Genomic DNA, 25,008 nt, shown 5'->3' on the forward strand with positions numbered 1-25,008 from the left:
GGTCTCTTCTTTCTCTTAATCGATTGGCAACATCGTATGGCGACGTGCCTTGTGGACTTGTTCGTCCGCGTGATACGAGGAACGCACAAGCGGTCCGGCCTCACAGTGGGAGAAGCCTTTCGCCAACGCGATCTCTTTCAGCTCGGCGAACTCATCTGGATGGTAGTAGCGCTCGACGTCGAGGTGCTTCTTCGTCGGCTGCAAGTATTGGCCGAGCGTGAGGATGTCAACGTGATGGGCCCGGAGGTCGTCCATCGCTTGAATCAACTCTTCCTTCGTCTCGCCGAGTCCGACCATGATGGACGACTTCGTCGGGATGTCCGGGTTCAGTTCTTTCGACCGTTTTAAAAATTCGAGCGTCCGGTCGTACGTCGCTTTGGCGCGGACTCTCGGTGTCAAACGACGGACCGTCTCCAAGTTATGGTTCATGATGTCCGGGCCGGCATCGATGAGCGTCTGGAGCGCCGAGAAGTCACCCATCATATCGGACGGGAGCACTTCGATTGACGTCTCCGGGTTCATGGCACGGACGGCGCGGACCGTCTCGGCGAATACCGTCGCTCCGTAGTCGTTCAAGTCGTCGCGGGCGACGGCCGTGATGACGACGTGCTTCAGGTTCATGAGGCGGACCGACTCGGCAACGCGTTTCGGTTCTTCCCAGTCGAGTTCGTTCGGCTTGCCCGTCGTAACCGCGCAGAAGCGGCAGGCGCGGGTGCAGATGCTTCCAAGAATCATGAACGTCGCGGTGCGGCGGACGGCCCAGCATTCATGGATGTTCGGACATTTCGCCTCTTCACAGACGGTATGTAGATTTTTCTCGCGCATCATCTTTTTGAGACCGGTGTATGTCTCGTTCGTGTTCAGTTTAATCTTTAACCATTCCGGCTTTCGTTTCAGTTCCCCTCGTGCCAAGATGATTTCCCCCTTTTTGAAAGTTAACCCCTAACAAAAAGAGTTTACCAAAGATGAGGACGAATTCGAACCAGCGAAATTATTGGCTTTGCCAATACAGCTTGGATGTGTGTCAAAACAGAACATATATTTCAAAATGGTTACGCTTTCATGCGAAGTGTTGTTTCCCATTTTTTGAATTGCTATACTGACGTTGACCACCTGAATAAGGACCATATGTAACTGATACGATCAGGCATGGGGTGAACGAGCGTTGGTGAGGCAACGCTTCTTCCTCCATGCCTTTTTGTTTGGGGGTCGGGGAAACTTTCAAAAAAGGAGTGGGGAACATGAACAAAGCATTGAACTGGACGGCGACACTGGGGCTAACGACAGCGCTACTCGTCTCATCGGTCCCGATGGCGACTGCGGTCGTAGCGGAGGAGACGCCAGCAACGTCGATTGAGCAGCGTGTGGACGCCAAGCTCGCGTCGATGACGCTTGAACAAAAGCTCGGTCAAATGATCATGCCAGACTTCCGATTATGGAACGGGGCGAACCATACGGCACTCGCGACAGATGTGGCGCGCGTCGTCGATCGGTTTGACCTCGGGGGTGTCATCTTGTTCGCGGAAAACGTGACCGAGACCGAACAGACGACGAAACTCGTCCACGACCTCCAAGAAGTCGTCAAACAAGACGAAAGCAACGACGTACCGCTCTTCATCACGATTGACCAAGAGGGTGGAATCGTGACACGTCTCGGAACGGGCACGAACTTGCCGGGTAACATGGCGCTCGGGGCGACACGGAGCAGCCAGTACGCATACGACGCGGGGAATATTATCGGTTCGGAGTTGAACGCTCTCGGGGTGAACGTCAACTTCGGTCCGGTGCTAGACGTCAACAACAACCCGGCCAACCCGGTCATCGGCGTACGCTCGTTCTCGAGCGACCCAGAACTCGTCGGCGAGCTCGGCTCGGCGATGACACAAGGGATCCAAGACCAGGGCGTCGCCGCGACGGCGAAGCATTTCCCAGGTCATGGTGACACGGCGGTCGACTCGCATTACGGACTTCCGATCGTCGACAAATCGCTCGAGGACTTGCGTGGACTTGAACTGTTACCGTTCAAACGGGCCATCACCGAAGGCATCGATATGATAATGACGGCACACATCGGGATGCCGCAAATCGAGGATGAGGTCGTCAACTCGCCGCGCGGCACGTTCCCACTCCCGGCGACGCTCTCAGATGACGTCATCACGGGCGTCTTGCGTGAAGACATGGGCTATGAGGGTATCGTCATCACGGATGCGTTGAACATGCAGGCGATTGCCGATAACTTCACGGAAGCCGAAGCGGTCATCAAGACGTTCGATGCGGGCGTGGATATCGCGCTCATGCCGACGATTTTACGGTCGAACGCGGACGTCGTGAAGCTCGAGACGATCTTTGAAGACGTCATGGCGGCCGTCGAGGATGGACGCCTGTCAGAAGACAAGATTGATGCGGCCGTCGAACGGATTTTGACGCTCAAAGCGGAACGCGGCATTTGGCAAGAATCGGTCGACACGACGACGCTTGAAGCGAAACTTGCTGAGGCGAATGCGGTCGTCGGCAGTGCCGAGCATAAAGCGAAAGAACGTGAAATCGCCGAAGCGGCCGTCACACTCGTGAAAAACGATGATAAGACGCTTCCGTTCAAACCGAAAAAAGGCGAGACGGTCCTCGTCCTGTCACCGGCGAAAGACCAGACGGACAGCATGATCAAGACGATCAAGTCGCTCGAGAAGAACGCCGGCAACATGAAAGACGTGAACGTCATCGCCGCGAACTATACGGCATCGACGAAGCACTTGGATCAAAACCCGGCATTGAAAGAAAAACTCGACGCGGCCGACTATATCATCGTCGGCTCGAACGTGAACAACAGCGCCAAGCTGAAATCGACGTCGGCTGACAACTACGTGCCGGCCGAAGTGTTCCGTTACGCCAACGAGACGGGCAAGAAGTCAGTATTGCTCAGCCTGCGCAACCCGTACGATGTGGCGGTTCAGCCGGATGCACCGGCCCAGCTCATCATCTACGGCTTCAAAGGTGACCCGAACGGACCGGATTCAGAGGCGGGCAATGCCAAATCGGCAGGACCGAACCTCCCGGCCGGCATTCGCGCCATCTTCGGTGAAGTGAAACCGACGGGCAAACTCCCGGTCGACGTACCGACGTTTGAGAACGGCGTGTTCGGAGACGACTTGCACCTCGAGTTTGGTGACGGATTCCGCAACTGGAACAAGTAAACTAAAACCGCGAGTGCCCCATGAGGGTACTCGCGGTTTTTCGTTTGATTGTCACGCCTCGAAATAGCCGACGACGAGAAGGCCTGGGCCTGTGTGCGCCCCGATGGCCGAACCGACGATCGTCTTCGTGACGCTCGCCGGGTTCACGTGTTCCCGTAACAACGCCTCGAACTGATCGGCTTTGACCGGGTCGTCCCCGTGACCGATGAAGACATGCCCACCCTCGACGAGCGGTTTCGACTCGGTCATCCATTCGACGATGCGGCGTAACACTTTCTTGTGACCGCGCACCTTCTCGATTGGGACGAGTTTGCCGTCTTCGACTGTCAAAAGCGGTAAAATTGTCAACAAATCCCCGATGAACGCGCTCGCTTTCGAGACACGGCCGCCGCGCATCAAATACTCGAGCGATTCGACCGTGAACAAATGCCGGATTTTGCCGACGAGCGACGTCGCGTAGGCGACCGTCTCTTCATACGTATGGTCTTGGCCATACTCGGCGACCGTCTTGACGAACAGCCCTTGGCCGACGGACGCGGCACGCGTATCGAGAATATGGAACGTGCTGTTCGGGTATTCTTCTTTAAGTAGGTTGCCGACCATGACGGCCGTCTGGTATGTACCCGAGAGCTCGCCCGAGAAAGCGAGATACAGGAACGGGATTTCTGATTCGAGATGTTGGCGGAAACAATGCTCAAGTCGGGCCGCCTCGATTTGGAACGTCTTCGGTGTCTTGCCGTTCCGCATCGCGTCGTACACGTCTTTCGGTTGAATTGTTTCTCCGTCTAAAAATTCCTCGTTGTCGATGATGACGCCGAGTGGCAATACCTCGAGGCCGTACTCGATAACTTGGTCTTGGGTCAAATCGGCTCCGGTATCGGTTATGATTTTAAACATGCGGTCACTCCTCTGCTAATTGTTGTTCAATGTCGCGAATCGGTTCGTTGCGTTTCCACATCCGGTCGAGTTGGGTCGCGAGCGTCGCTTGTTCGTTCTCATCGAGCGTGCCAGGTATGAGCCGGCTCATGCCACCGAGGACGGTGTAGGCGCGACGCAACACGTCATCGACAGTGAGCGGGATTCCTAGCAAATCCTCGAGTGACGCCATCGTCTCAGGGACAATGGCCGGATAGGTAAAGCGCGTCGCTTCACCTTGGATGGCTTGCGCATAAAAGTCACGGATGAGCGCGGCCCGTTCACTTCCGCTCTTGCGGACGCTCAAGTAAATCTGGACGGCGACGCCGCCACGGACGCGGCGCTGGGAAATGCCGGCGAACTTCTTGCCGTCAATCGACAAATCGAAGCTGCCCGGGCAGTATGAGCCGACGATTTCGCCAGGCACGATCTCGTTCGTCACATCTTGGAACATGAGTTGGATGAGTGACGTCATCGCCTCGTAGCCGCTATCGATTTGAATCCCGTCTTTCTCGGGTAAAATCAAAGATAAGTTCAACACGTCCGCGTCTAAGACGACGGCCAGTCCTCCTGAATTGCGGACGACAGGACGGAAGCCGTGTTCATGAAGCAAACGGATGCCATCTGCCAAGTGGGGCAGACGGGCGTCTTGAATCCCGAGCACGACCGTGTTTAGATGAACCCAGGCCCGCAGGACGGCACCTGACGTCGCGGTCGAGGCACAGAGCGTATCGTCCGTCGCGAACGATTGCTCGGCTTGGAACGCCGGACCGAGCGAAGACTGGTCAATGACACGGTAGGTCGGTTGTCGTAATAATGGATGGGTCATATACATAATTCCTTTTCAATAAATAATTTCCTTCCCATTATAACATGGGAGGAACAACGTGCTAGAAGTCGAATCCAATCATTAATGAAACGTAGGGGGCAACGTCATGTATACGTCACGAGGTCAATTGTCAGGATCGAAAGTGTTCAAAGATCCGGTTCATCGATATATATACGTCTATGATCATCTCGTCTGGGAATTGATCAATACGAAAGAGTTTCAACGGTTACGTCGCATCAAACAGCTCGGGACGTCGTTTTTGACGTTCCACGGGGCCGAGCATACGCGTTTCCATCATTCGCTCGGCGTCTACGAAATCGCCCGACAGCTAATCGATCAGTTCCATGAGTATCCGGAGTGGGATGACCGCAACCGGGAGTTGTTGCTCGCGGCGGCGCTGCTGCACGATGTCGGACACGGTCCGTTCTCGCACGCGTTCGAGCACGTCTTCGCCGTCCGTCACGAGGTGTGGACCGAACGCATCATCCTCGGGGCCACGGAAGTGAACAAAGTGCTGTCCGAGATGGGGGTCGGCTTCCCGGAAGAAGTGGCGGCCATCATCAATAAGACACACCCGAACCGACTGCTCGTCAATATCCTCAGTTCGCAACTCGACGTCGATCGGATGGACTATCTGCTCCGTGACGCCCATTTCGCCGGTGTCAGTTACGGTAAGTTCGACCTTGAGCGCATGCTTCGGGTGTTGCGTCCCGATGAGGACCAAGTCGTCGTCAAACAGTCGGGCATGCATACGATTGAGGACTATATCATGCGGCGCTATCAAATGTATTGGCAAGTCTATTTGCACCCGGCGACGCGGTCGAGCGACCTGTTGCTCAAAGCCGTGCTCGAGCGGGCGCAAGAGCTGTACGAGTCGGGCTACGCCTTCGAGATGACGCCGAAGCATTTCTTGCCGATTTTCAATCATGAGGACATGACGCTCGAGCATTACTTGAAGCTCGATGAGACGATCGTCTATTTCTATTTCCAAGAATGGATGGACGAGGCGGACCCGATTTTGGCCGATCTCGCGAGCCGGTTCGTCAACCGCCGCCTGTTGAAGTATAAGAATTTCCCGGAAGCGAACCGCGTCCGCTACATGGACCGCTTGCGTTCGACGATGGAGTCAATCGGGTTGCCGACCCGCTACTACTTACTCGAGGACCAGCTCAGTCAACTGCCGTACGACTTGTATAAAGGGCATGGCAAATACGAAGGCATCTATCTCAAGATGAATGACGGCGACCGCCGGGAAATTTCGGAAGTGTCGATGCTCGTCCAATCGATTTTAAACTCACGACAGTCGGACGAAAAAATTTATTATCCGGAGGACGTGCTCCTCAACTTGAAAGATTTCGCGTCAGAAAAAACATGGATGTTGTCAACGTTACGAGGAGATTGAATCGTTGAAAAGGAAGTGACACCATGGGGGTTGGCACATTGGTCGGCGGGGTCGGCATCTTCTTGCTCGGGATGATGCTGTTGACGGATACGTTGAAAAATATGGCCGGAGAGAGGCTCCGGCAACGGTTGAACCGATTGGCGGAAGGGCCGGTGTCGGGTGCGTTTCTCGGAGCGACGATGACGGCGCTATTCCAATCGTCGACGGTGACGACGCTCATGACGATCAGTTTTGTCAGCGCAGGTCTGTTGACGTTCACCCAAGCGCTCACACTCGTCATCGGAGCGAACGTCGGCAGCGCGACGACGGGCTGGCTCGTGGCACTCTTAGGGTATAACGTGGACATCCGCGAGCTGTTGCTCCCACTCATCGGGGTCGGTATGGCACTCCGCTTGATCGGGCGGCGCGTCAAACGCATCGGCATGCTCATGGTCGGGCTCGGTCTGATTTTCGTGGGCATCGGGACGCTTCAAGAAGCAATGCGCGACGTCGTCACGTTCTCGTTCGCGGGTTGGGAAGCGGACACACCGCTGCACCAACTCGCGCTGCTCGGGACAGGCCTACTCATGACCGTCTTGTTACAGTCCTCGAGCATCGGTCTCGTCTTGACGATGACGGCGCTCGCGACCGATACGGTGACGCTCGCCCAAGCCTGTCTGCTCGTGCTTGGACAAAGCGCCGGCACGAGTCTCGTCGTGGCCATCGGATCAATCGGGGGCTGGAAGTCGGCTCGCCGTATCGTCTTGGCGCACATGCTCGTCCACGGGTCGATTTTACTCATCGGCTGGCTGACGTTCCCGCTCTTGTTCGGTATCGTGAACGGTGTGGCCGACCGCCTCAATTGGAATGAACTGTTGCGGCTCGCCTTGTTCCACACCTCGTTCCATTTGCTCGGGGTGTTCACGTTCCTGCCGTTCCATCAGGCGTTCAGTCGTCAGTTGCTCAAGTGGATCCCGAGCCGGGCGGAAAAGCTGACCCGGTTCCTCGACCCGAATATGGCCCGCATCCCGACGGTCGCGCTCGAGGCGGCCCGGCGCTCGTTGATTGAGATTGAGCGCTATTTGGCCAAAGAGACGCAACTGTTGCTGACCGAGGCACGTAAACGCGACGACGAGCTCCAACTCGTCGAGAAGACGCTCGGCGACGTCCGTGTCTTTTTGAGCACGATTCAATTGGAAGAAGGGCGGGGACGCAACGACTATGGCCAACATCTGTCGCTGCTCCATACAATCGACCACTTGGAGCGGTGGCTGTTCGTCATGCGTGAAGTCGACCCGGTCGACGCGCTCCGCGATACGGACTTCCTGGTCGCGCGTCAGCTCGTCTTGCATGAACTCGACATGGTCGAGACGCTCAATCATCACACGCCCCCGGAAGAGTCGCGGCAGTGGAAGACGGCCTCGAAACAGCTCGCTGAATATCGAAAAGCGCACCGGGCCGAACTGCTCGAGGAGACGGCGGCCAATCAACTCGAGATGGATCAGACGATTCAAAAGGTGCAGGCCCTCCTCTGGCTCGACCGAATCGGCTATCACATTTGGCGTGCGACGCGTCATCTGATTAAACCGACCGTCCCGAGCGAGCGGTTTGAAGTGAATCTGGAAGACTAAACAACGACCGCCCTCCAAGATGGAAGGGCGGTCGTTGTGTTTACTTCTTATCTGCGTGCATGACGCCGGCTTGGCCGTAGTGCGTCGCGTCCATCTCTTCGATGAAGACGGTGATGTTTTCTTTCGGGGCGTTCGTCGTCTCGGAGACGGCGTCTGTCACTTTTTCAATCAACGCACGTTTTTGTTCGACCGTGCGACCTGGGAGCATTTTAACCGTTACGTATGGCATAACATTTCCTCCTTTTAGTTCGTTCCCTTTCATTCTAGTGAAAGGTGAGGCAAGTGGAAAGCAGAAAATCGATTGGGCGGACGGTACAAATAAAAAATGCAGGTGCGAAATATGTGAAAACGGGGTAAGGAACAAGACAGACTAGTCGTAGGAGGAACAGGCGGATGAAATGGAAGGGTAGACAAGCAAGTCGAAACGTCGAGGATCGACGGGGGCAACGTGTCGGAGGGAAAGGCATCGCAGGGATTGGTGGGGGCTTTGGTCTCATCTTGGTCATCGTCTTCACACTGCTCAACGGGGGCAATCCGGGCGATATCGTCAACAACATCGGACTCGGAGAACCGGAACAGTCCTCTGGAACGTATGAAGGCTCGGCGCGGGAAGAAGAGATGGCCGACTTCGTGTCGGTCGTGCTAAGGGATACCGAAGAAGTGTGGACCGATATTTTTGCGGAGAACGGATTGACGTATCGGGAGCCGACGCTCGTCATCTATAAAGATCAAGTCGAATCGGCGTGCGGGATTGCCGGATCGGCTGTCGGACCGTTCTACTGTCCGGGTGATCAGAAGTTGTATATCGATTTGAGTTTCTATGATGACCTGAGTCAACAGTTCAATGCACCGGGTGACTTCGCGATGGCGTACGTCGTCGCCCACGAGGTCGGTCACCACGTCCAGACGTTGCTCGGCACGACGGACGAGATTATGCCGCTCCGAAACGAGATGAGTGAGACACAGTTCAACAAATATTTGGTCCGCTTCGAACTCCAGGCCGATTATTATGCAGGCGTTTGGGCCCACCACGCTCAAGGGATGGGTTACCTCGAGTCCGGCGACGTCGAAGAAGCGATGAATGCGGCGCACCAAATCGGGGATGACACCCTTCAGAAACAGGCGCGCGGCTATGTGACACCGGATTCGTTCACGCACGGGACGTCCGAACAACGGAAACGTTGGTTCGATAAAGGGTTCCAGAACGGGACGATTCAAGGCGGCGATACGTTCAACGCTAAAAACTTATAACCATGAGGTCAAGCGATGGCTTGACCTTTTTCCATGTCCAAGTTGGCTTGTGAAGAAAGAATCCGCTATCATGGAAACAGAAACTAGAAGTAGGAAGGGGATGACCCGATGGAATCCTTACTCAAAAAAATCGAATTCGCCAAAAGCGAGATGACGTCCGTGGAGAAAAAAATCGCCGACTATATTTTATCCCACTCGACGCTCGTTCCGAATATGACGACGAAAGAGCTCGCTCAAAAGACGGACGTGTCCGAGGCGAGTATCGTTCGCTTTGCGCGTGTCGTCGGAATCGATAGCTTCAAGGCGTTCAAACTCGCCCTCGTCAAAGACTTGGCGATCACCGAGACGACGCTCACCGATTTCAACGTGTTGCAGCAGAAAGACACACCTTACGATTCGTTTCAAAAAGTCATCCATGTGAACAAAATGGCCATCGAGGCATGTGCCGAGGCGATGGACAAGCGTGAGCTCGAGCATGCGATCGATACGTTCGCCCGAGCGAACCGGGTCGTGTTTTATGGGGTCGGCGGTTCGTCGACGGCCGCCTATGACGCGCAATATAAATTCACAAAGCTCGGCTATGCGGCCCAGACATCGCAAGATTTCCATTACATGTTGTCTCTCATTCCGCATCTCGGCCCGAACGACGTTTTCGTCGCCATCAGTACGTCGGGTCGGACGAAAGACGTACTCGAACTCGTCCGCTTCGCCAAGAAAAAAGGGGTGCCGGTCGTCGCCATCACGGACCTCGATAAATCTCCGCTCTATCGAGAAGCGGATGTCCGACTATGCACGCCGAGCGTCGAACGTGATTTCCGGATTGCGAGCATCGCTTCACGGATGACACAGTTGACGATTATCGACACACTTTATATGGGGCTGTTGCACCGAAAAGGCGAGGGATTGATTGATCGCTACGCCGAGGCACGTGACGAGATGGTGAAGTTGCGCCGATGATTCACGTCTATGACCCAACGTGGCGCGATGCGGTGGCGGCGTTCCTCTTACAACAACGGTCGTTCGCGGAATTGAACGGACAGGCGCCCGAAACGTTCCGCGATGAAAACGTGGCCGATTTTGAGACGGAGGAGACCGTCAGCCTCGTCTTTGAGGACGGGGACGTCATCGCCGTCGCCGACTTGTTGAAGCAACACCCGGTCGACGGCTCGCTTTGGCTCGGTCTGTTCGTCGTCGATGAACGGCTGCACGGCACCGGGATTGCGACGCGGTTGTATGAACAGCTCGAACAAACATATATGCGTCCGTTCCAGACGGTGTTCCGACTCGGGGTATTACCTCACAATGAGCGGGCGCGCCGCTTTTGGGAGCGGCAAGGCTATGTGTATGAAAAAGATTCCATCACGGCACGCGGCGATCACGTCCACGTGTTGAAAAAAGTCATCAGCTAAAGCGCTCGGTCCAATAGGGCCGGGCGTTTTTCTATAGATGTATACACGTATACAAATCTACATGTATACGCCTGACCTGCAATGAAATTTTATTTCCTTATTTTTTTAAATAAGTTTGACTTTTAATTTCAAGTTAGTACAATAAAATTAGAGAGAAGAAAGGATGGTGGCGATGTTAGATAAACTGGCTACTGAAAGACGAAATGAACGAACGATGCACTTGGACGAGATGGCGGTCGAGGAGTTCCTTGCAGTGATGAATGAGGAAGATCAATCGGTCCCACACGTCATTCAAGAAGAACTGTCGGTCATTGCCGAAGTGACGAAGCGTGCCATCGCATCCTTCAAACAAGGCGGACGTTTGATTTACATCGGCGCAGGGACGAGCGGACGGCTCGGAATCTTAGACGCGGCGGAATGTGTGCCGACGTTTGGCGTGTCACCGGACATGGTCGTCGGACTTATCGCAGGTGGCGAACGGGCGTTGATTAAAGCGGTCGAGGGAGCAGAGGATAGCAAGGATTTGGCGGTCAATGATTTGAAAGCGCTTCACTTGAATGCGTTCGACACCGTCATCGGGATTGCCGCGAGCGGACGGACACCGTACGTCATCGGCGGACTCGATTACGCCCGCGAGGTCGGCGCGACGACAGCCGCGCTATCGTGTAACAAAGGTTCAAAAATCAGCGAACACGCCGAGTTCAAAATCGAAGTCGAGACGGGACCAGAAGTATTGACCGGATCGACCCGATTGAAAGCAGGGACGGCGCAAAAACTCGTCCTCAACATGATCTCGACGGCGTCGATGATTGGGGTAGGGAAAGTGTATCAAAACTTGATGGTCGACGTGCAGCCGACGAACGAAAAGTTGGAAGTGCGGGCCAAACGGATGATTGCGGAAGCGACAGGGGTCGACGAACAGACGGCCGCGCGTTATTTCGATTCATCCGGTGGTCACGTCAAGACGGCGATTGTCATGATTTTAGCCGACGTCCCGCATGCGGAGGCAGTCGAGCGATTAGAGCGTGCGAACGGATTCGTCCGTGACGCATTATAAGGGGGATTCGAGATGAAGAAAGAAGAGGTTCTTGCACATGCGATATTAGAGCATGTCGGGGGGAAAGATAACATTCGTCAACTCGCGCACTGTATGACACGTGTGCGTTTAGCGCTCAAAGATCCGACGAAAGCGGATCTCACTGCATTGAAACAAATCGATGGTGTCATGGGTGTCATCGATGACGAGACATTGCAAATCGTCGTTGGCCCGGGGACGGTCAACCGCGTGGCGGACCATCTCAGTCGTGAGACGGGGCTCGCCATCGGGGAAGAGTCGGTCGATGCGAATTTGACGCCGGACGAACGGGCGGCCATCGAACGTCAAAAAGTGAAAGACAAACAGAAGTCGCCGTTCAAGCGCTTCTTGCGTCGCTTAGGGAACATCTTTATTCCGCTCATTCCAGGGCTTGTCGCTTCAGGTATCATTAACGGGGGAGCCAACTTCGCGAAGAACGCCGGCGTTGACCCGACCGAAACGTGGATGCAAATCCTCTTATTGCTCGGTAGCACAGTGTTCGCGTATCTCGCCATCCTCGTCGGTTGGAACACGGCCAAAGAGTTCGGCGGGACGCCGGTACTCGGTGCCATCGCCGGGGGGATTCTCTTCAACCCGGTGCTCGCGGACATCACCATTTATGGGGAACCGCTCGTTGTCGGGCGGGGTGGACTGTTCGGGGTCATCTTTGCCGCTTGGCTCATGACGTACATCGAGAAACACGTTCGTCGCTTCATGCCGACGGCGGTCGATATCATCTTTACACCGCTTCTCACGGTCCTCGTCGTCGGTTTCACGGCGCTCTATGCGATCATGCCGGTCGCAGGCATCTTGTCAGACGGGATCATGCAAGGATTGAACGCCGTGCTTGAAGTCGGTGGACCGGTAGCAGGGGCTGTCCTTGCTGGATTCTTCCTTCCGCTCGTCATGGTCGGGTTGCACCACGGACTCACACCGATTCACTTGGAACTCTTGAACACGGTCGGTAACACGGCACTCTTGCCAATCCTGGCGATGGCAGGGGCTGGACAAGTCGGGGCGGCGCTCGCGATTTTCGTGAAGACGCGCAACCAACGCCTCCGTAACATCATCAAAGGGGCCATCCCGGTCGGATTCCTTGGAATCGGCGAGCCGCTCCTTTACGGGGTCACACTCCCGCTTGGCCGTCCGTTCCTGACGGCTTGTATGGGGGCCGCGGTCGGCGGTGCCTTCCAAGCGACGATGAAGACGGCAGCACTCGGGATTGGGGTCTCGGGTCTCTCGCTTACGCCGCTCATCGATAACGGCATGTACTTGACGTACATCGCAGGTCTTGTCATTTCGTATACGGCTGGCTTCATCTTCACATATTTCTTCGGCTTCAAAGAAGAAATGGCAGACGGGATTTAACAACTGAGGCGGCTCTTTGGAGTCGCCTTTTCATTTGATGAGGAGGAATTTCTGATGAAGGGATTATCGGTTTATTTGAGCGAACCGCTCACACCGCAGTTCAAGATATGGGTCGGACGCATGCGCGAGATTGGCTTCACCTCGATGTTCACGTCACTGCATATCCCCGAGGACGACACGTCGGTGTATACGGAACGGCTTCGTGACCTCGGGACGCTCGCACGAGAACTCGACATGGAACTGTTTGCGGATATCGCACCGACGTCGCTCGCCGCGCTCGGCAAGACGTGGGACGATGCCCATACACTTCTCGATTGGGGCGTGACGGGGCTGCGCGTCGATTACGGCGTGACGCCGAAACAAGTCGCCGACTTGTCGACCCGAATGACGGTCGCCTTGAACGCGAGTACGCTGTCTGAAGCGGAACTCATAGAGATGAAGCAACACGGCCTCGTGACGGACAACGTCGAGGCGTGGCACAACTTCTATCCGCGCCCGGAGACGGGGCTCGATCGTAACTGGTTCGATGCCAAGAACGATTGGCTGAAGCGGCAAGGGTTGAGCGTCCAGGCGTTCATCCCTGGTGACGGGACACTCCGAGGACCGCTGTTCGAACGGCTGCCGACGCTCGAGGACCATCGCCTGTTGTCGACGTTCGCCTGCTACATGGACCTCATGGATTCGGTCGATCGCATCTTAATCGGCGACTCGGGACTCACTGATGAGACGATTGAACAGTTCGCCTCACACGCCGACAAAATGCTCGTCCTTCGGGCAGAAGCGGAGACGACGATTGAGGCCGCCTTCTATCGTGTCCAGACGAACCGGATGGACCCGGCACGTGACGTCGTCCGCTCGGTCGAATCGAGGGGCTATGGACGTCCGGGGGACCGCTTGCTCGAGCCGATGGCAGCAAGACCGCGTCCGCTCGGAACGATCACGGTCGATAATGCGAAATACGAGCGCTATGCCGGTGAGCTGCAAATCACAAAACGCGATTTAGTGGCAGACGATCGGATCAACGTCCTTGGGCGCGTCATCGAGGCAGACCGGCCGCTCGTCCAATCGATCGGACCGGGCACGAAGTTTCGAATCGAGTGGTGTTGACGTTCCGGATTGCCACATTCCCTCGTCTTTGTGTACAGTAGAGAGGGAGGGAATGCCATGAAAGAGATTAATTTTAACATCGTCGCTGACGATTCGACCGATGGCCACGGCGGTTTTGGGGTCGGTTCGCTCAGTTTGAACAATATGTCTCCCGTCATCATCGATGTCGAGGCGGGGACCGCGGTCATCGATATGGGGGCCATGCATGCCAAATCGGCGATCGAGAAACGCATCAAATTTTTGACGGATCCAGAAGCGGTGCCGAACGGCAAACCGTATTGGATTGTCTGGGTCACGGTCGGACGAAAGCCAGAAGGGTTCTATTACGGCGGTGTCGCAGCTTGTGACATGTCGATCGACCTCGAGGCACGGCGCGGCTATAAACTGTTGCCGTATCACGTCAACCAGATGGACAAGTCGCTCAAAGGCCGCATCTTGATTGACATGATGGATGCACCGTCACGCGACGTGCTCGCTGCCTTTTTGAAAGAACATCGTCCTGAAATCTGGGAACAATCGACCGAACTTCAAACCGAGCTTGAGCGTTTGAGCGCCGAGTGAAAAGATTGGACCGTTTTGGTCTCCAATCTTTTTTGTTTTCATGTGCCCCGATTTGGGAACATGAATTTGTTATCATGTTGTGATTTCACCGTAATTGTATGAATATTCAGTATTATGCTATACTAAACGCACTTGTGTAAAAGAGAAAGGGTGACACGATGAGTGAAACTAAGAAAATTATGATTGGGCTACTGTTGGGGGTAGCCGTCGGTTTAGCATTAGCAGGATTACCGGGCAATATTTATGATATGGCCAATACGTATGTCCTCTCGCCAGTCGGAACCGTATTTTTGAACTTAATTAAAATGTTAGTCGTCCCGATCGTCTTCTTCTCGATCATTCTTGGTGTTATGGGTCTCGGTGACCCGAAAGAACTCGGTCGCGTTGGAACGAAATCATTGCTCTTCTTCTTGACGACGACGGCGATCGCCATCGTCTTGGCGATGGGTGTCGCTTATGTCATCCAACCAGGAGAACGTGGAGATTTCCCGACGACGGGATTAGAGTTTGATGCCTCTGGCTCGGAAGAATCGTCGAATATCGTACAGACGTTCGTCAACATGATTCCAACGAACCCGGTCCAAGCGCTCGCTGAAGGCAACATGCTTCAAATCATCGTGTTTGCGGCACTCATCGGATTCGCGATGATCGCACTCGGTGAAAAAGCGAGAACATGGCGTCGATTCGTCAAACAAGGTGACCGCATCATGATGTACTTGATTCATTTGGTCATGAAGCTCGCGCCGTACGGTGCGTTCGCTTTGATCGCCTCAGCCATCGGTGGCATTGGATTAGAGGCTGTCCAAGCGATGGCATGGTACATGTTTGCGGTCGTATTTACACTGGCACTACATTCAATTTTAATCTATGGGGGGGCAGTTGCCATCCTCGGGAAAATGAATCCCGTCTTCTTCTTTAAAAACTTCTATGAGGCGATGACGTTCGCATTCTCGACATCGTCGTCGAACGCGACGCTCCCCGTGTCGATGGAAGTGGCTCAAACGAAACTCGGTGTCCCGCGCTCGATTTCGTCGTTCGTCCAACCGCTCGGTGCGACGGTCAACATGGACGGAACAGCCATCATGCAAGGGGTCGCAACGATTTTCATCGCGCAAGTGTTTAATGCTGATTTGACAATCACGGAGCTCGCAACGGTCGTCATCACAGCGGTACTCGCCTCAATCGGGACGGCGGGCGTACCAGGTGTCGGACTTGTCATGCTCGCGCTCGTCTTACAATCAGTCAACTTACCGGTCGAAGGGATTGCCCTGATCATCGGTGTCGACCGGATCCTCGATATGCTCCGGACGTCGGTCAACATTACAGGTGACGCCGCGTGTGCGGTCGTCGTCTCGAAACTCGAAGAGAAACATCTTCCTGCAGTCGACGAAGACTCGTGGGATGAAGTGGACGCAAAATAACCTAAAGGCTGACCCGGTTCATACCGGGCCAGCCTTTTCAAATGAAGTGAGGTTTTCATACATGGAATGGGAAGTTCTGCCGATTCCGCTGTTTGTCGTGGTCAGCATCATCTTAAACAGCATCATCGCCATCGCGGGCGTGTTGCCGAGCGCCTTTTTGACGGCACTGAACGTTCAACTGCTAGGATTTGGACCAGGGGTCGCCGTCTCCATCGTCGGTGAGGCCGTCGGCGCCGTGCTCAGCTTTATCCTGTATCGGCAGGCACTCCATCGCTACACATCACCGGACGGAAAGCGGCTGCGGCGTCTCCGTGAAGCCGAAGGGGTCGAGGCTTGGTTCCTCGTCCTCGGGCTCCGGCTGTTACCGTTCGTGCCGTCTGGTCTCGTCACGCTGTCGGCCGCCTTCAGCAGGATGTCGCTCCCCTCGTTCGCTGTAGCGAGCACGATTGGAAAAGTCCCGGCGCTATTGATTGAGGCGCTTGCCGTCACGGCCGTCCTGACCGTGGCGAGCGGGTGGCAACTCGTTCTCGTCGCCGTTCTCGCCGTGCTGTACGCCGTGTGGCGTTTGTCTCAGAGAAGCGGCGAGAAGATATGACAGAACGCTTCGACGAAGCGTTTGCCGTTCGATTTCTTACGCATCATCGACCAGTCGACGAGAATCGATTCATCGAAGTCGTTCAAGAACGCTTCGTGCAACTCTTGAATGGATGACGTCTCGAACTGGGCGATCGTCATCTCATGGTTCAAATACATGCTCCGAAAATCAAAGTTAGCCGTCCCGACGAGCGCAATCTTGCCATCGATGAGGACGGTTTTTGCGTGGATAAAATGACGATTGTATTTATAAATCCGGATGTTCCGTTTGAGCAATTGCTCAAAATAATACTCGGTCGCATGGAAACTGAACCATTCGTCTCCTTTTCCGGGGACGACGATTCGGACGTCGATGCCTCGCTTGCCGGCGACTTCTAACAGCGCGAGCATTTCGGGAGGCGGAATCAAGTAAGGGGTCGTCATCCAAATCGATTCTTTCGCCTGCATCAACAGAGCCATGAGCCCGTCTCGAATCGTCACATCTTTCCCTGGTGATGTGACGAGCAGTTGCGTCGCCCCGTTTTCTTGTTGCGGCTCATCGATAAAGTATTCCGGTAAGTGTTTGCTGTCGGCAAACAAGTCCCACGTCTCTTTGTCTTCCTCATGACCGGCATACAGCCAATTCTCGACGAACAGGCGCTGCAATTCCCGGACGAGCGGCCCTTCGAGACGCAGATGGGTATCGCGCCAAAATCCGAGCTTTTTATGTTTGCCCAAATATTCATCTCCGACGTTCAGGCCACCCGTGTAAGCGATTCGTCCATCGATGACGATCAACTTCTGATGATTGCGGAAGTTGGCATTAAAGACGAGGAGCGGGTGGACGACCGGGTCGAACGCCTCGACGTGGACACGGGACTCGCGGAGTGGTTCGAGAAACACTTCGCTAATCTCTTGACTGCCGAGGCCGTCATACAAGAAGCGGACGGTGACGTTCTCGTTGGATCGCTTGATGAGAGCGTCACGAATCTTGAGCGAGATTTCATCGGTCCGGAACAGATAATACTGGACGTGGATATGATGGGTCGCTTGCTCGATATCTTTAATCACTGCATCGAATTTTTCCTCGCCATTGACGAGTAGTTTCGTCGACGTGTGGCCGTCCGCGCCGGTCGCCCCGAGTTTTTCGAGCGTGCGCGTGAGCGGATAACAATCGGATACGTCATTGGACGTCTCGACGCGTTCCTCTTCAATCGCTTGGCGGAACATACGAATCTCGGTCGAAGTCCGTTTAATCCGACGGTGGCGTCGCGGTGTCCGTCCGAATAGTACCCAGGCGAGGGCGCCGAGGAACGGGATGAACAGGACGGCGAGTAGCCAAGCGAGCTTGGCCTGCGGTTGAACCTGGTCGAATAAAATATGCCAGCCGACGAGGAGCGGCGCCACGATCGCGAGACCAATCAGGAATGGGATCAATCCGTCCACGGAGTAGAGGACGAGGAGAAGGAGGAGGCCGAGTACAATCATGGTGAGGAGTTGCCAGACGCGTCGTTTCAACACGTACACCTTCTTTCTGTTCAGTTGTCATCACTGAATTCATTCCACCGTTTACACATTGTTAATCTAAAATTACGTTTCACGATATGGGCGAAGGGAATTATCGTAACTGTACGACACAACTTAAAAGGGGTGTTAGCGATGAAGAAGAAAGGTGCATTGGCCGCGTCGCTCTTGGCGACAGGCATCATTCTCGGGGCTTGCGGGGGAGCAGACGAAGAACCGATGAACAATGAAGATACAGAAATGCAAGAAGATATGGATGAAGAAGAAGACGATTAAAAAAACGGCCTAGAGCGGATGCTCTAGGCCTTCGTTGCGTCAAAGCGAATACGGGGACGGTTTGCCAAAGTAATAGCCTTGGGCGAGGTCGAATCCGAGTTCACGACAGACGTCGACTTCTTCGGCGCGTTCGATGCCTTCGGCCAGAATCGTGATGTCCATCGATTTGGTCAATTGACGTACATTTTTCAAGAATGTCCGTTTTTCGGCGTCTTGATCGCAAAACGAGATGTACGACCGGTCGATTTTGACATAGTCTGGTTCGAGGCGTTTCAACATATTGAGCGTCGAGAAGCCGGCCCCGACATCGTCGAGGGCGACTTTCATGCCGCGCTTCTTATATGTAGAGAACACGTGCTGCAAGTGGGCCACGTCTTGCACTTTCTCCGTCTCGACGACTTCAAAGATGAAACGGTCGGGACTAAGCCCGTATTGATCGATAATCTCGAACGTGTGTTGAAGACAATAGTCCGGGTTATAAATCGTCGACGGCAAGAAGTTGATGAACGTCTTTTCGTGCGGGGCGACGGCATGATAGGTCGCTTTAATCGCCTCGGCGCGAGCGCGCTGGTCAAGCTTGGAATGCAGGCCGAAACGGTTGGCCGCGCGGAACAGTTCTCCGGGAGAGACGTTATTGCGACTGCGGAGTAACGCTTCGTAACCGAATCGTTCACCGGTATCGAGATGGACGATTGGTTGCAGATGGCTCTCGAATTCACCGTGTTGAATGAGTTCGATCGTATCACGGTTGGCGATTTGTTCGAGTAGGTTACTCGCCGAGATGATTGCGGTTTGACGTTTCGTCACTTGATCGACGCAATAGACGTCCTCCTCGACGGTAGAGAGGTGTGCGCTTAATTCATCTAACGATTCATACGGATGGAACGTGTCGTTGACGACGACAAGGCCGCGCTCAAAGAACGGGATGTTCGTGGAGCAGGCGGTACAGGGAGACCACATGTACATTCCTCCTTTCCAAGAGATAAAGTTGGTTCTATTTAGTTTATCGGATAAAACTCACATAAAACTCACATGGTAGGACAAATAAATAAAAAAATCGTGCAAATTGCGGGTAGTTTTTGTATACTTCCTATCGTATGAATAAGAAGCGCCTCAAAACGCCACTCGCATACGAACAACTTTTTAATCAGAAAGGGGTTCTATCGATGGACCAAAAATTAAAATTATGGTTTACGGAGCACCAGACAGAAGATTACGGAATCACGTTCCGTGTAAACCACGTTTATGAGAGCGAACAAACGGAGTTTCAACGACTAGAAATGGTCGAAACGGACGAGTTCGGAACAATGTTGTTACTTGACGGAATGGTCATGACGACGGATAAGGACGAATTCGTCTATCACGAGATGGTGGCTCACGTCCCACTCTTTACGCACCCGAATCCGAAGCATGTGCTCGTAGTCGGCGGCGGAGACGGCGGCGTCATCCGTGAGATTATGAAACACCCATCAGTCGAAAAAGCAGTTCTCGTCGACATCGACGGGAAAGTCATTGAATATTCGAAGAAATACTTACCAAACATCGCAGGCGAACTCGACAACCCACGCGTTGAAGTCATCGTCGGCGACGGCTTCATGCATATCGCTGAGTCTGAGAACGAGTACGACGTCATCATGGTCGACTCGACAGAACCAGTCGGCCCAGCGGCCAACTTGTTCACGAAAGGATTCTACGCCGGAATCTCGAGAGCGCTCAAAGCCGATGGAATCTTCGTCGCGCAGACGGACAACCCATGGTTCACGCCAGAGCTCATCCAGACAGTCCAACGTGACGTGAAAGAAATCTTCCCGATCACGAAGCTCTACACTGCGAACGTACCGACGTACCCGAGCGGCATGTGGACGTTCACAATCGGTTCGAAGCAGTATGATCCGGAAGCAGTGGCTCCGGAGCGTTTCCATGACATCGAGACGAAGTACTACACGCCGAAGCTTCACAATGCGGCCTTCGTCCTGCCTAAATTCGTGGAGGACTTGACGAAATGATTAAACGTTTCGATGAAGCCTATTCAGGCAAAGTGTTCATCGCGAGCCTGCCAGAAGTCGCAGACGCGAAGACGGTCCTTTACGGGATGCCGATGGACTGGACGGTCAGTTTCCGTCCGGGTTCACGTTTCGGCCCGAACCGGATCCGTGAAGTCTCAATCGGGCTTGAAGAGTACAGCCCGTACTTGGATGGGGACTTGAGTGAGGCCGCCGTCTATGACGCCGGTGACATCCCGCTTCCGTTCGGGAACGCACAAAAGTCGCTCGACATGATCGAGTCATTCGTCAAGGACGTCATCCAAGCAGGCAAGTTCCCGCTCGGTATGGGTGGGGAACACCTCGTCACTTGGCCGGTCATCAAGGCGATGCACGATGCATACGGCGACGATTTCGTCATTCTTCACTTCGATGCGCACACGGACCTCCGTGACGAATACGAAGGCGAGCCGTTGTCGCACTCGACACCGCTCAAAAAAGCGGCCAACTTAATTGGGCCATCGAACTGTTACTCGTTCGGAATTCGTTCTGGGATGAAAGAAGAGTTCGACTGGGTCAAAGAAGTCGGCTATAACATGTATAAATATGAAGTGATCGAACCGCTCAAACGCGTGTTGCCGACGCTCGCCGGGAAGAAAGTGTACGTCACGATCGACATCGACGTCCTCGACCCATCGGCTGCACCGGGAACGGGAACGCAAGAGATCGGTGGCATCACGACGAAAGAATTGCTTGAAGCGGTCCACGCCATCGCGAACGCTGACGTCGACGTCATCGGGGCCGACCTCGTCGAAGTGTCACCGGCGTACGATCAGTCGGACATGACGGCCATCGCCGCCGCGAAGATTCTTCGCGAGATGATGATCGGGTTCGTGAAGTAACGATGCCGAAAAAAGGTCAGCTCGAGATGGAGCTGAGTGCTCGCATCACCCAATGGGAGAAAGAGTATCTCGGACGCGGTTCCTTGACGTGTAAAGCAGATTTGCTCCGCGACCTGGCGATCGTGACGCTCCAAGGCGTCTTGACCCCGGCCGAGTACGAACTGGCCGCCAAATCGGCCGGACGCGAGCAATTGAAGAAGTACCGCAACAACCTCGTCGAATCCGGTCGGCCTCAGCTCGAGGCCATCGTGCACGACGTACTCGGGCGGCGACTCGTCTCGCTCCATACGGACATCAGCACGAAGACAGGGGAACGCCTTATCGTCTTTCGCCTCGATGCGCCGTGGGAGAATGGGATTGACAAGCCGTGACGACGTTTTTACACTAGAAGCAGAGACGGTTCAGGATTGGTGGTGTCCGCGAGACATCCCCGTCGTCCTGACCCGGAGCTGACTAACTACACATCCGACAGTTGTCGGCTAGACGGAGCGAACGTGTTCGAGCCGTCGGCATGCAGCGCACACCTTTCTTTGGTGTGCGCTTTTGTCGTCTAGGAGGAAATGTATGGAACTATTGACGTTTTTATTGACGAGCGCCCCGGTGCTCCTATTCGTGACCGGTGTGATTGCCGCTCTCGGAAAATCGAATTTACGAATCCCGGAGTCGCTCAGCATCACGCTCAACTTGTACTTACTGCTCGCCATCGGGTTGAAAGGGGGAATCGGTCTCGCCTCGGTGTCGATGGACGAGTTGGCACTCCCACTGGCAGTGACGCTCGTCGTCGGCATCATCTTGCCGCTCGTCGCCTTTGGAATCGGCTCGCTACTCAAATTCACGTTCCCGGAACGGATCGCCATGGCGGCCACGTTCGGCTCGGTCTCGCTCGTGACATATGTCGCCGCGACGGCCCAGCTCGAACGTCTTGGTATCGTCTATGAACCGTTCATGACGACGCTCGTCGTCGTGCTCGAGATTCCGGGTCTCGTCGTCGCGCTGTTGCTCTACAATCAGAGCCGTGTCCTCGGGATTACGGCGGCCCCGACTCAATCGCTCACGGTCATCCGCGACAGTCTGCTTTCGAAGAGCATTCTGCTGTTGTTGGCCGGTCTCGTCGTCGGAATCGTCACACCGGATACATCGGCGCTCGAACCGTTTTTCATCGACTTGTTCCCGGGCGTCTTGCTCTTGTTCCTGCTCAGCCTGGGCGTCAAGGTCGGTCATCAGTTGAAGGCGGTGCCGTCCTATGGCCTCAAGTTTTTAGTCATTGGCATGACGTTTCCTCTCGTCGGGGCCGTCATCGGTTACATCGCGGCCGGGATGGCCGGACTGTCGGACGGGGGGACGATTCTCTTCATGACGCTCGCCGCGAGTGGGTCGTATATCGCCGCCCCGGCCATGCTCCAGGCGTCGGTACCAGAAGCGGAGCCGTCGTTTTATTTGACGCTCGCCCTCGCCGTCACGTTCCCGTTCAATCTGCTCGTCGGCATCCCGCTATTCATTTCAATCGTCACCTGAAAACAGGCCCGTTCTCACGAGGAGTGGGCTAACCTAAATTTTTGAGACAATATAAAAACACCTTCGCAGTGGTACACTTTAAAAAAGTGCTAGCATCGGAGGTGTTTTTGCGTGGGCAAAAACGTATATTCAAGTGAAGTGAAATGGGCAGTGGTGAAAGACAAACTGAGCGGTGAGTTGACGAATAGAGAAATCATGGAGAAACACGGAATCAAAAGTGAGTCCCAGATCCACACATGGATGAGATGGTATCGGTCCAATGAAATCTATCGATTTGACCAGCCGATCGGGAAGCAGTACACCTACGGACTTGGTCCTGATTCCGCCAGCGAGGATGACAAGAAAGAGCGTCAACTATCCCACCTGAAGACGGAGAACGAAATCTTAAAAAAATTCATGGAGATCGAAAGAGAGTTGAGAAAGAAGTAATCCTAAAGACTGTAGAACTCCTGAAGAGGAAATATACGATCACGACGATCCTACGTGTCCTAGACGTGCCACGGGCAACCTATTACCGTTGGGTCAGAGAACCGGTGAAGCACCCTTCGGTGCTAGAGCAAGCAATCGTCGAAGTATGTAAGAATACGAAATATCGATATGGACATCGAAAGATAAAGGCCCTGTTAGAGCAAAACTATGAGTTAACAGCAAACCGGAACACCGTACAGAGAATCATGAAAAAGCACCATCTCCAGTGTCGGATCAAACCCAAACGAAAATGGAGGTCTCAGGGTGAGAGCATCATCATCGCACCTGACCTTCTCAAACGAGACTTCACGGCCAGTGAACCGAATAAGAAGTGGGTGACGGACATCACCTATATCCAATACGGGAGCACGACGAAATATCTTTCGACCATCATCGACCTATTCAACAATGAGATCGTTGCCTATAAGTTGTACGAGCATCAACAGACGCCCCTTGTCATCGATACGTTAAAGAAGGCGTTGGAAAGCCGGAACAACCCCGAAGGGGTCATCATCCATTCGGACCAAGGAAGTGTCTATACCTCATATGCCTTTCAAGATTTCGTTAAGAGGAGCCATCTGACGAGCAGCATGTCTCGAAGAGGCAACTGTTGGGATAATGCGGTGATCGAATCATTCCATTCGAACTTGAAGTCTGAGGGCTTCCAGTACGTCAAGTTCAACTCGTTAAGCGACCAGGAAGTGCATGAACGGGTGAACCATTACTTGACCTACTACAACGAAGAACGTATCCAAGAAAAATTAGGCTACCTCACACCGATAAAATACGGTGGGATGGCAGCCTAATCAAGGTGTTTTTATTAGTGTCTCATTTCGCTAGGTCAGTCTAGAGACCGGGCCTGTTTTTATTGATTCACTTTTTGTTCTTCCATACATTTTAACGCCGCCGTCCAACTGCCGAATAAGGCGTTGATGGTCGATGTGCTCGGCACATTTCGTCCTTCGGCCCATTTCCGATAATGGAGGATGCTGAAGTGAGACAACTCTTGTCTGGCGACCCGAAGCGCCTCGATAACATCTTCTTCATCCCATTTCCGCTTCGGTGGGGCGATATCGAGGACGAACAAGGCGTAGCTCCACGATCCGTACTTCCGCGCAATCGTCGCGACCGTTGGATAGCCGCGCTCTTGGGCCCAGATGGCGTAATGCTGGGATGTGAGACGCTCGAGTTCCTCTGACGCTTCAATCAACGCTTGAATAATCCGTTCTTCATTATTTTTCGCCGCGGTCGTCTGAAGTTTCGCTTCCCGGAGCGCGTTCGACCAAGAGCCGAACCGGCTGCTGATTAACGTGAGCGACGGGGAACGGGTCACTTTCGACCACTCCCGATACGTTTGGCTCGTGAAGAGCGAAAGTTCTTCGGCGGCTTGATTCAATGCCCGAAGGATATCTTCATCGGAATAGTAATGGAACGACATTTGAATTTGGGCGGCGACGAGTGCCTCGCGCCAAGACCCGAACTGGTGGATGACGGTGGAAAGGGACGGCACGTTTTTGGTTTGCGACCAAACACTGTACCGTTTCGAATCGAGCTCGGCATGTTCTTGAGCAGCTAACTGCAATGCTTGTACGATTTGAGGGCGTGTCCATTTTTTCATCTTGGTGTCTC

Annotated in this window: 25 protein-coding genes; 18 read left to right on the forward strand and 7 right to left on the reverse strand. The window is 54.1% G+C overall.

Translation table 11 applies throughout. The features are described from left to right. Nucleotides 1-15: 15 nt before the first annotated feature. Nucleotides 16-915: a lipoyl synthase gene (lipA, locus tag ACZ2GZ_RS01900; RefSeq protein WP_328585781.1), complete on the reverse strand. Its 900-nt coding sequence runs from the start codon at nt 913-915 to the stop codon at nt 16-18. A gap of 326 nt (nt 916-1,241) precedes the next feature. Between lipA and ACZ2GZ_RS01905 the strand changes: the two genes are divergently transcribed. Beyond that, on the forward strand, nt 1,242-3,191 hold the full coding sequence (locus ACZ2GZ_RS01905; protein WP_029594624.1) for a glycoside hydrolase family 3 protein: 1,950 nt from the start codon (nt 1,242-1,244) through the stop codon (nt 3,189-3,191). Nucleotides 3,192-3,242: 51 nt separating this feature from the next. On the opposite strand, the gene ACZ2GZ_RS01910 is transcribed toward ACZ2GZ_RS01905, so the two are convergent. Together ACZ2GZ_RS01910 and ACZ2GZ_RS01915 are read right to left on the reverse strand one after the other, a co-directional pair. Beyond that, nucleotides 3,243-4,088, reverse strand: a complete 846-nt coding sequence (locus tag ACZ2GZ_RS01910) for a DegV family protein (protein WP_029594625.1) — start codon at nt 4,086-4,088, stop codon at nt 3,243-3,245. Between the two features lie 4 nt (nt 4,089-4,092). Then, nucleotides 4,093-4,941: a lipoate--protein ligase family protein gene (locus tag ACZ2GZ_RS01915; protein WP_029594627.1), complete on the reverse strand. Its 849-nt coding sequence runs from the start codon at nt 4,939-4,941 to the stop codon at nt 4,093-4,095. A gap of 100 nt (nt 4,942-5,041) precedes the next feature. Between ACZ2GZ_RS01915 and ACZ2GZ_RS01920 the strand changes: the two genes are divergently transcribed. Further along, a complete protein-coding gene (locus ACZ2GZ_RS01920; RefSeq protein ID WP_029594628.1) occupies nt 5,042-6,337 on the forward strand; it encodes an HD domain-containing protein in 1,296 nt (431 codons plus the stop codon). 23 nt (nt 6,338-6,360) lie between these two features. After that, the gene (locus tag ACZ2GZ_RS01925) at nt 6,361-7,947 is read left to right on the forward strand and encodes a Na/Pi cotransporter family protein (RefSeq protein ID WP_029594629.1); all 1,587 of its coding nucleotides are present in this window, start codon (nt 6,361-6,363) and stop codon (nt 7,945-7,947) included. Nucleotides 7,948-7,987: 40 nt separating this feature from the next. Here ACZ2GZ_RS01925 and ACZ2GZ_RS01930 read toward each other — a convergent pair whose 3' ends face one another. Further along, complete coding sequence (locus ACZ2GZ_RS01930) at nt 7,988-8,176, reverse strand: 2-hydroxymuconate tautomerase (protein WP_012727443.1); 189 nt, start codon at nt 8,174-8,176, stop codon at nt 7,988-7,990. A 164-nt stretch (nt 8,177-8,340) separates the two neighbouring features. Between ACZ2GZ_RS01930 and ypfJ the strand changes: the two genes are divergently transcribed. From ypfJ to ACZ2GZ_RS01975, 9 genes are all read left to right on the forward strand, one after another. Then, a complete protein-coding gene (ypfJ, locus tag ACZ2GZ_RS01935) occupies nt 8,341-9,198 on the forward strand; it encodes a KPN_02809 family neutral zinc metallopeptidase (protein ID WP_021066055.1) in 858 nt (285 codons plus the stop codon). A gap of 108 nt (nt 9,199-9,306) precedes the next feature. After that, nucleotides 9,307-10,155, forward strand: a complete 849-nt coding sequence (locus tag ACZ2GZ_RS01940; protein WP_021066056.1) for a MurR/RpiR family transcriptional regulator — start codon at nt 9,307-9,309, stop codon at nt 10,153-10,155. Then, entirely contained in the window at nt 10,152-10,607 is a 456-nt protein-coding gene (locus ACZ2GZ_RS01945) for a GNAT family N-acetyltransferase (RefSeq protein WP_021066057.1), read from the forward strand. The genes ACZ2GZ_RS01940 and ACZ2GZ_RS01945 overlap by 4 nt, the downstream gene beginning before the upstream one ends. Before the next feature lie 163 nt (nt 10,608-10,770). Continuing rightward, nucleotides 10,771-11,664, forward strand: coding sequence for an N-acetylmuramic acid 6-phosphate etherase (gene murQ / locus ACZ2GZ_RS01950; protein ID WP_256442315.1), 894 nt, complete (start codon nt 10,771-10,773; stop codon nt 11,662-11,664). 12 nt (nt 11,665-11,676) lie between these two features. Further along, entirely contained in the window at nt 11,677-13,050 is a 1,374-nt protein-coding gene (locus tag ACZ2GZ_RS01955; RefSeq protein WP_029594632.1) for a PTS transporter subunit EIIC, read from the forward strand. 54 nt (nt 13,051-13,104) lie between these two features. Next, on the forward strand, nt 13,105-14,157 hold the full coding sequence (locus ACZ2GZ_RS01960; RefSeq protein WP_470295430.1) for a DUF871 domain-containing protein: 1,053 nt from the start codon (nt 13,105-13,107) through the stop codon (nt 14,155-14,157). Between the two features lie 57 nt (nt 14,158-14,214). After that, nucleotides 14,215-14,718 (forward strand): YwhD family protein, encoded by a 504-nt coding sequence (locus ACZ2GZ_RS01965; RefSeq protein WP_021066061.1) that lies wholly within the window; start codon nt 14,215-14,217, stop codon nt 14,716-14,718. Nucleotides 14,719-14,876: 158 nt separating this feature from the next. Continuing rightward, nucleotides 14,877-16,139, forward strand: a complete 1,263-nt coding sequence (locus tag ACZ2GZ_RS01970; RefSeq protein WP_029594634.1) for a dicarboxylate/amino acid:cation symporter — start codon at nt 14,877-14,879, stop codon at nt 16,137-16,139. A 61-nt stretch (nt 16,140-16,200) separates the two neighbouring features. Beyond that, on the forward strand, nt 16,201-16,734 hold the full coding sequence (locus ACZ2GZ_RS01975; protein ID WP_021066063.1) for a TVP38/TMEM64 family protein: 534 nt from the start codon (nt 16,201-16,203) through the stop codon (nt 16,732-16,734). On the opposite strand, the gene cls is transcribed toward ACZ2GZ_RS01975, so the two are convergent. Continuing rightward, nucleotides 16,710-18,233, reverse strand: coding sequence for a cardiolipin synthase (cls, locus tag ACZ2GZ_RS01980; RefSeq protein ID WP_241764564.1), 1,524 nt, complete (start codon nt 18,231-18,233; stop codon nt 16,710-16,712). The genes ACZ2GZ_RS01975 and cls overlap by 25 nt on opposite strands. Before the next feature lie 138 nt (nt 18,234-18,371). On the opposite strand from cls, the gene ACZ2GZ_RS01985 reads away from it, so the two are divergent. Further along, nucleotides 18,372-18,512, forward strand: coding sequence for a hypothetical protein (locus tag ACZ2GZ_RS01985; protein WP_021066065.1), 141 nt, complete (start codon nt 18,372-18,374; stop codon nt 18,510-18,512). 39 nt (nt 18,513-18,551) lie between these two features. Here the strand turns inward: ACZ2GZ_RS01985 and ACZ2GZ_RS01990 are convergent, their stop codons facing one another. Further along, entirely contained in the window at nt 18,552-19,472 is a 921-nt protein-coding gene (locus ACZ2GZ_RS01990) for an EAL domain-containing protein (protein WP_029594636.1), read from the reverse strand. Nucleotides 19,473-19,678: 206 nt separating this feature from the next. On the opposite strand from ACZ2GZ_RS01990, the gene speE reads away from it, so the two are divergent. From speE to ACZ2GZ_RS02015, 5 genes are all read left to right on the forward strand, one after another. Continuing rightward, nucleotides 19,679-20,518 carry a polyamine aminopropyltransferase gene (speE, locus tag ACZ2GZ_RS01995; RefSeq protein WP_029594637.1) on the forward strand — a complete coding sequence of 280 codons (840 nt, stop codon included), beginning with the start codon at nt 19,679-19,681 and terminating at the stop codon, nt 20,516-20,518. Next, nucleotides 20,515-21,396, forward strand: a complete 882-nt coding sequence (gene speB / locus ACZ2GZ_RS02000) for an agmatinase (RefSeq protein ID WP_021066068.1) — start codon at nt 20,515-20,517, stop codon at nt 21,394-21,396. Before speE ends, speB begins: the two co-directional genes overlap by 4 nt. Nucleotides 21,397-21,398: 2 nt before the next feature. After that, nucleotides 21,399-21,767, forward strand: a complete 369-nt coding sequence (locus ACZ2GZ_RS02005; protein ID WP_021066069.1) for a Na-translocating system protein MpsC family protein — start codon at nt 21,399-21,401, stop codon at nt 21,765-21,767. A gap of 193 nt (nt 21,768-21,960) precedes the next feature. Further along, entirely contained in the window at nt 21,961-22,911 is a 951-nt protein-coding gene (locus tag ACZ2GZ_RS02010; RefSeq protein ID WP_029594638.1) for a sodium-dependent bicarbonate transport family permease, read from the forward strand. A 111-nt stretch (nt 22,912-23,022) separates the two neighbouring features. Next, nucleotides 23,023-24,185, forward strand: a protein-coding gene (locus tag ACZ2GZ_RS02015; RefSeq protein ID WP_470295176.1) for an IS3 family transposase whose coding sequence is annotated in 2 segments (ribosomal slippage) — nt 23,023-23,299 and nt 23,299-24,185 — 1,164 coding nt in all. Because the reading frame shifts where the segments join, the coding sequence is not laid out codon by codon here. Nucleotides 24,186-24,244: 59 nt separating this feature from the next. Here ACZ2GZ_RS02015 and ACZ2GZ_RS02020 read toward each other — a convergent pair. Then, on the reverse strand, nt 24,245-24,997 hold the full coding sequence (locus ACZ2GZ_RS02020; protein ID WP_021066071.1) for a homing endonuclease associated repeat-containing protein: 753 nt from the start codon (nt 24,995-24,997) through the stop codon (nt 24,245-24,247). Nucleotides 24,998-25,008 lie beyond the last annotated feature (11 nt).

The sequence above is a fragment of the Exiguobacterium sp. KKT215 genome, assembly GCF_055635335.1.

Excerpts from the sequence above, each read along its gene's own strand:
- ACZ2GZ_RS01905 (WP_029594624.1), top strand. The coding sequence starts at position 1,242 with ATGAACAAAGCATTGAACTGGACGGCGACACTGGGGCTAACGACAGCG.
- ACZ2GZ_RS01910 (WP_029594625.1), bottom strand. The coding sequence starts at position 4,088 with ATGTTTAAAATCATAACCGATACCGGAGCCGATTTGACCCAAGACCAA.
- ACZ2GZ_RS01915 (WP_029594627.1), bottom strand. The coding sequence starts at position 4,941 with ATGTATATGACCCATCCATTATTACGACAACCGACCTACCGTGTCATT.
- ACZ2GZ_RS01920 (WP_029594628.1), top strand. The coding sequence starts at position 5,042 with ATGTATACGTCACGAGGTCAATTGTCAGGATCGAAAGTGTTCAAAGAT.
- ACZ2GZ_RS01925 (WP_029594629.1), top strand. The coding sequence starts at position 6,361 with ATGGGGGTTGGCACATTGGTCGGCGGGGTCGGCATCTTCTTGCTCGGG.
- ACZ2GZ_RS01930 (WP_012727443.1), bottom strand. The coding sequence starts at position 8,176 with ATGCCATACGTAACGGTTAAAATGCTCCCAGGTCGCACGGTCGAACAA.
- ypfJ (WP_021066055.1), top strand. The coding sequence starts at position 8,341 with ATGAAATGGAAGGGTAGACAAGCAAGTCGAAACGTCGAGGATCGACGG.
- ACZ2GZ_RS01940 (WP_021066056.1), top strand. The coding sequence starts at position 9,307 with ATGGAATCCTTACTCAAAAAAATCGAATTCGCCAAAAGCGAGATGACG.
- ACZ2GZ_RS01945 (WP_021066057.1), top strand. The coding sequence starts at position 10,152 with ATGATTCACGTCTATGACCCAACGTGGCGCGATGCGGTGGCGGCGTTC.
- murQ (WP_256442315.1), top strand. The coding sequence starts at position 10,771 with ATGGTGGCGATGTTAGATAAACTGGCTACTGAAAGACGAAATGAACGA.
- ACZ2GZ_RS01955 (WP_029594632.1), top strand. The coding sequence starts at position 11,677 with ATGAAGAAAGAAGAGGTTCTTGCACATGCGATATTAGAGCATGTCGGG.
- ACZ2GZ_RS01960 (WP_470295430.1), top strand. The coding sequence starts at position 13,105 with ATGAAGGGATTATCGGTTTATTTGAGCGAACCGCTCACACCGCAGTTC.
- ACZ2GZ_RS01965 (WP_021066061.1), top strand. The coding sequence starts at position 14,215 with ATGAAAGAGATTAATTTTAACATCGTCGCTGACGATTCGACCGATGGC.
- ACZ2GZ_RS01970 (WP_029594634.1), top strand. The coding sequence starts at position 14,877 with ATGAGTGAAACTAAGAAAATTATGATTGGGCTACTGTTGGGGGTAGCC.
- ACZ2GZ_RS01975 (WP_021066063.1), top strand. The coding sequence starts at position 16,201 with ATGGAATGGGAAGTTCTGCCGATTCCGCTGTTTGTCGTGGTCAGCATC.
- ACZ2GZ_RS01985 (WP_021066065.1), top strand. The coding sequence starts at position 18,372 with ATGAAGAAGAAAGGTGCATTGGCCGCGTCGCTCTTGGCGACAGGCATC.
- ACZ2GZ_RS01990 (WP_029594636.1), bottom strand. The coding sequence starts at position 19,472 with ATGTGGTCTCCCTGTACCGCCTGCTCCACGAACATCCCGTTCTTTGAG.
- speE (WP_029594637.1), top strand. The coding sequence starts at position 19,679 with ATGGACCAAAAATTAAAATTATGGTTTACGGAGCACCAGACAGAAGAT.
- speB (WP_021066068.1), top strand. The coding sequence starts at position 20,515 with ATGATTAAACGTTTCGATGAAGCCTATTCAGGCAAAGTGTTCATCGCG.
- ACZ2GZ_RS02005 (WP_021066069.1), top strand. The coding sequence starts at position 21,399 with ATGCCGAAAAAAGGTCAGCTCGAGATGGAGCTGAGTGCTCGCATCACC.
- ACZ2GZ_RS02010 (WP_029594638.1), top strand. The coding sequence starts at position 21,961 with ATGGAACTATTGACGTTTTTATTGACGAGCGCCCCGGTGCTCCTATTC.
- ACZ2GZ_RS02020 (WP_021066071.1), bottom strand. The coding sequence starts at position 24,997 with ATGAAAAAATGGACACGCCCTCAAATCGTACAAGCATTGCAGTTAGCT.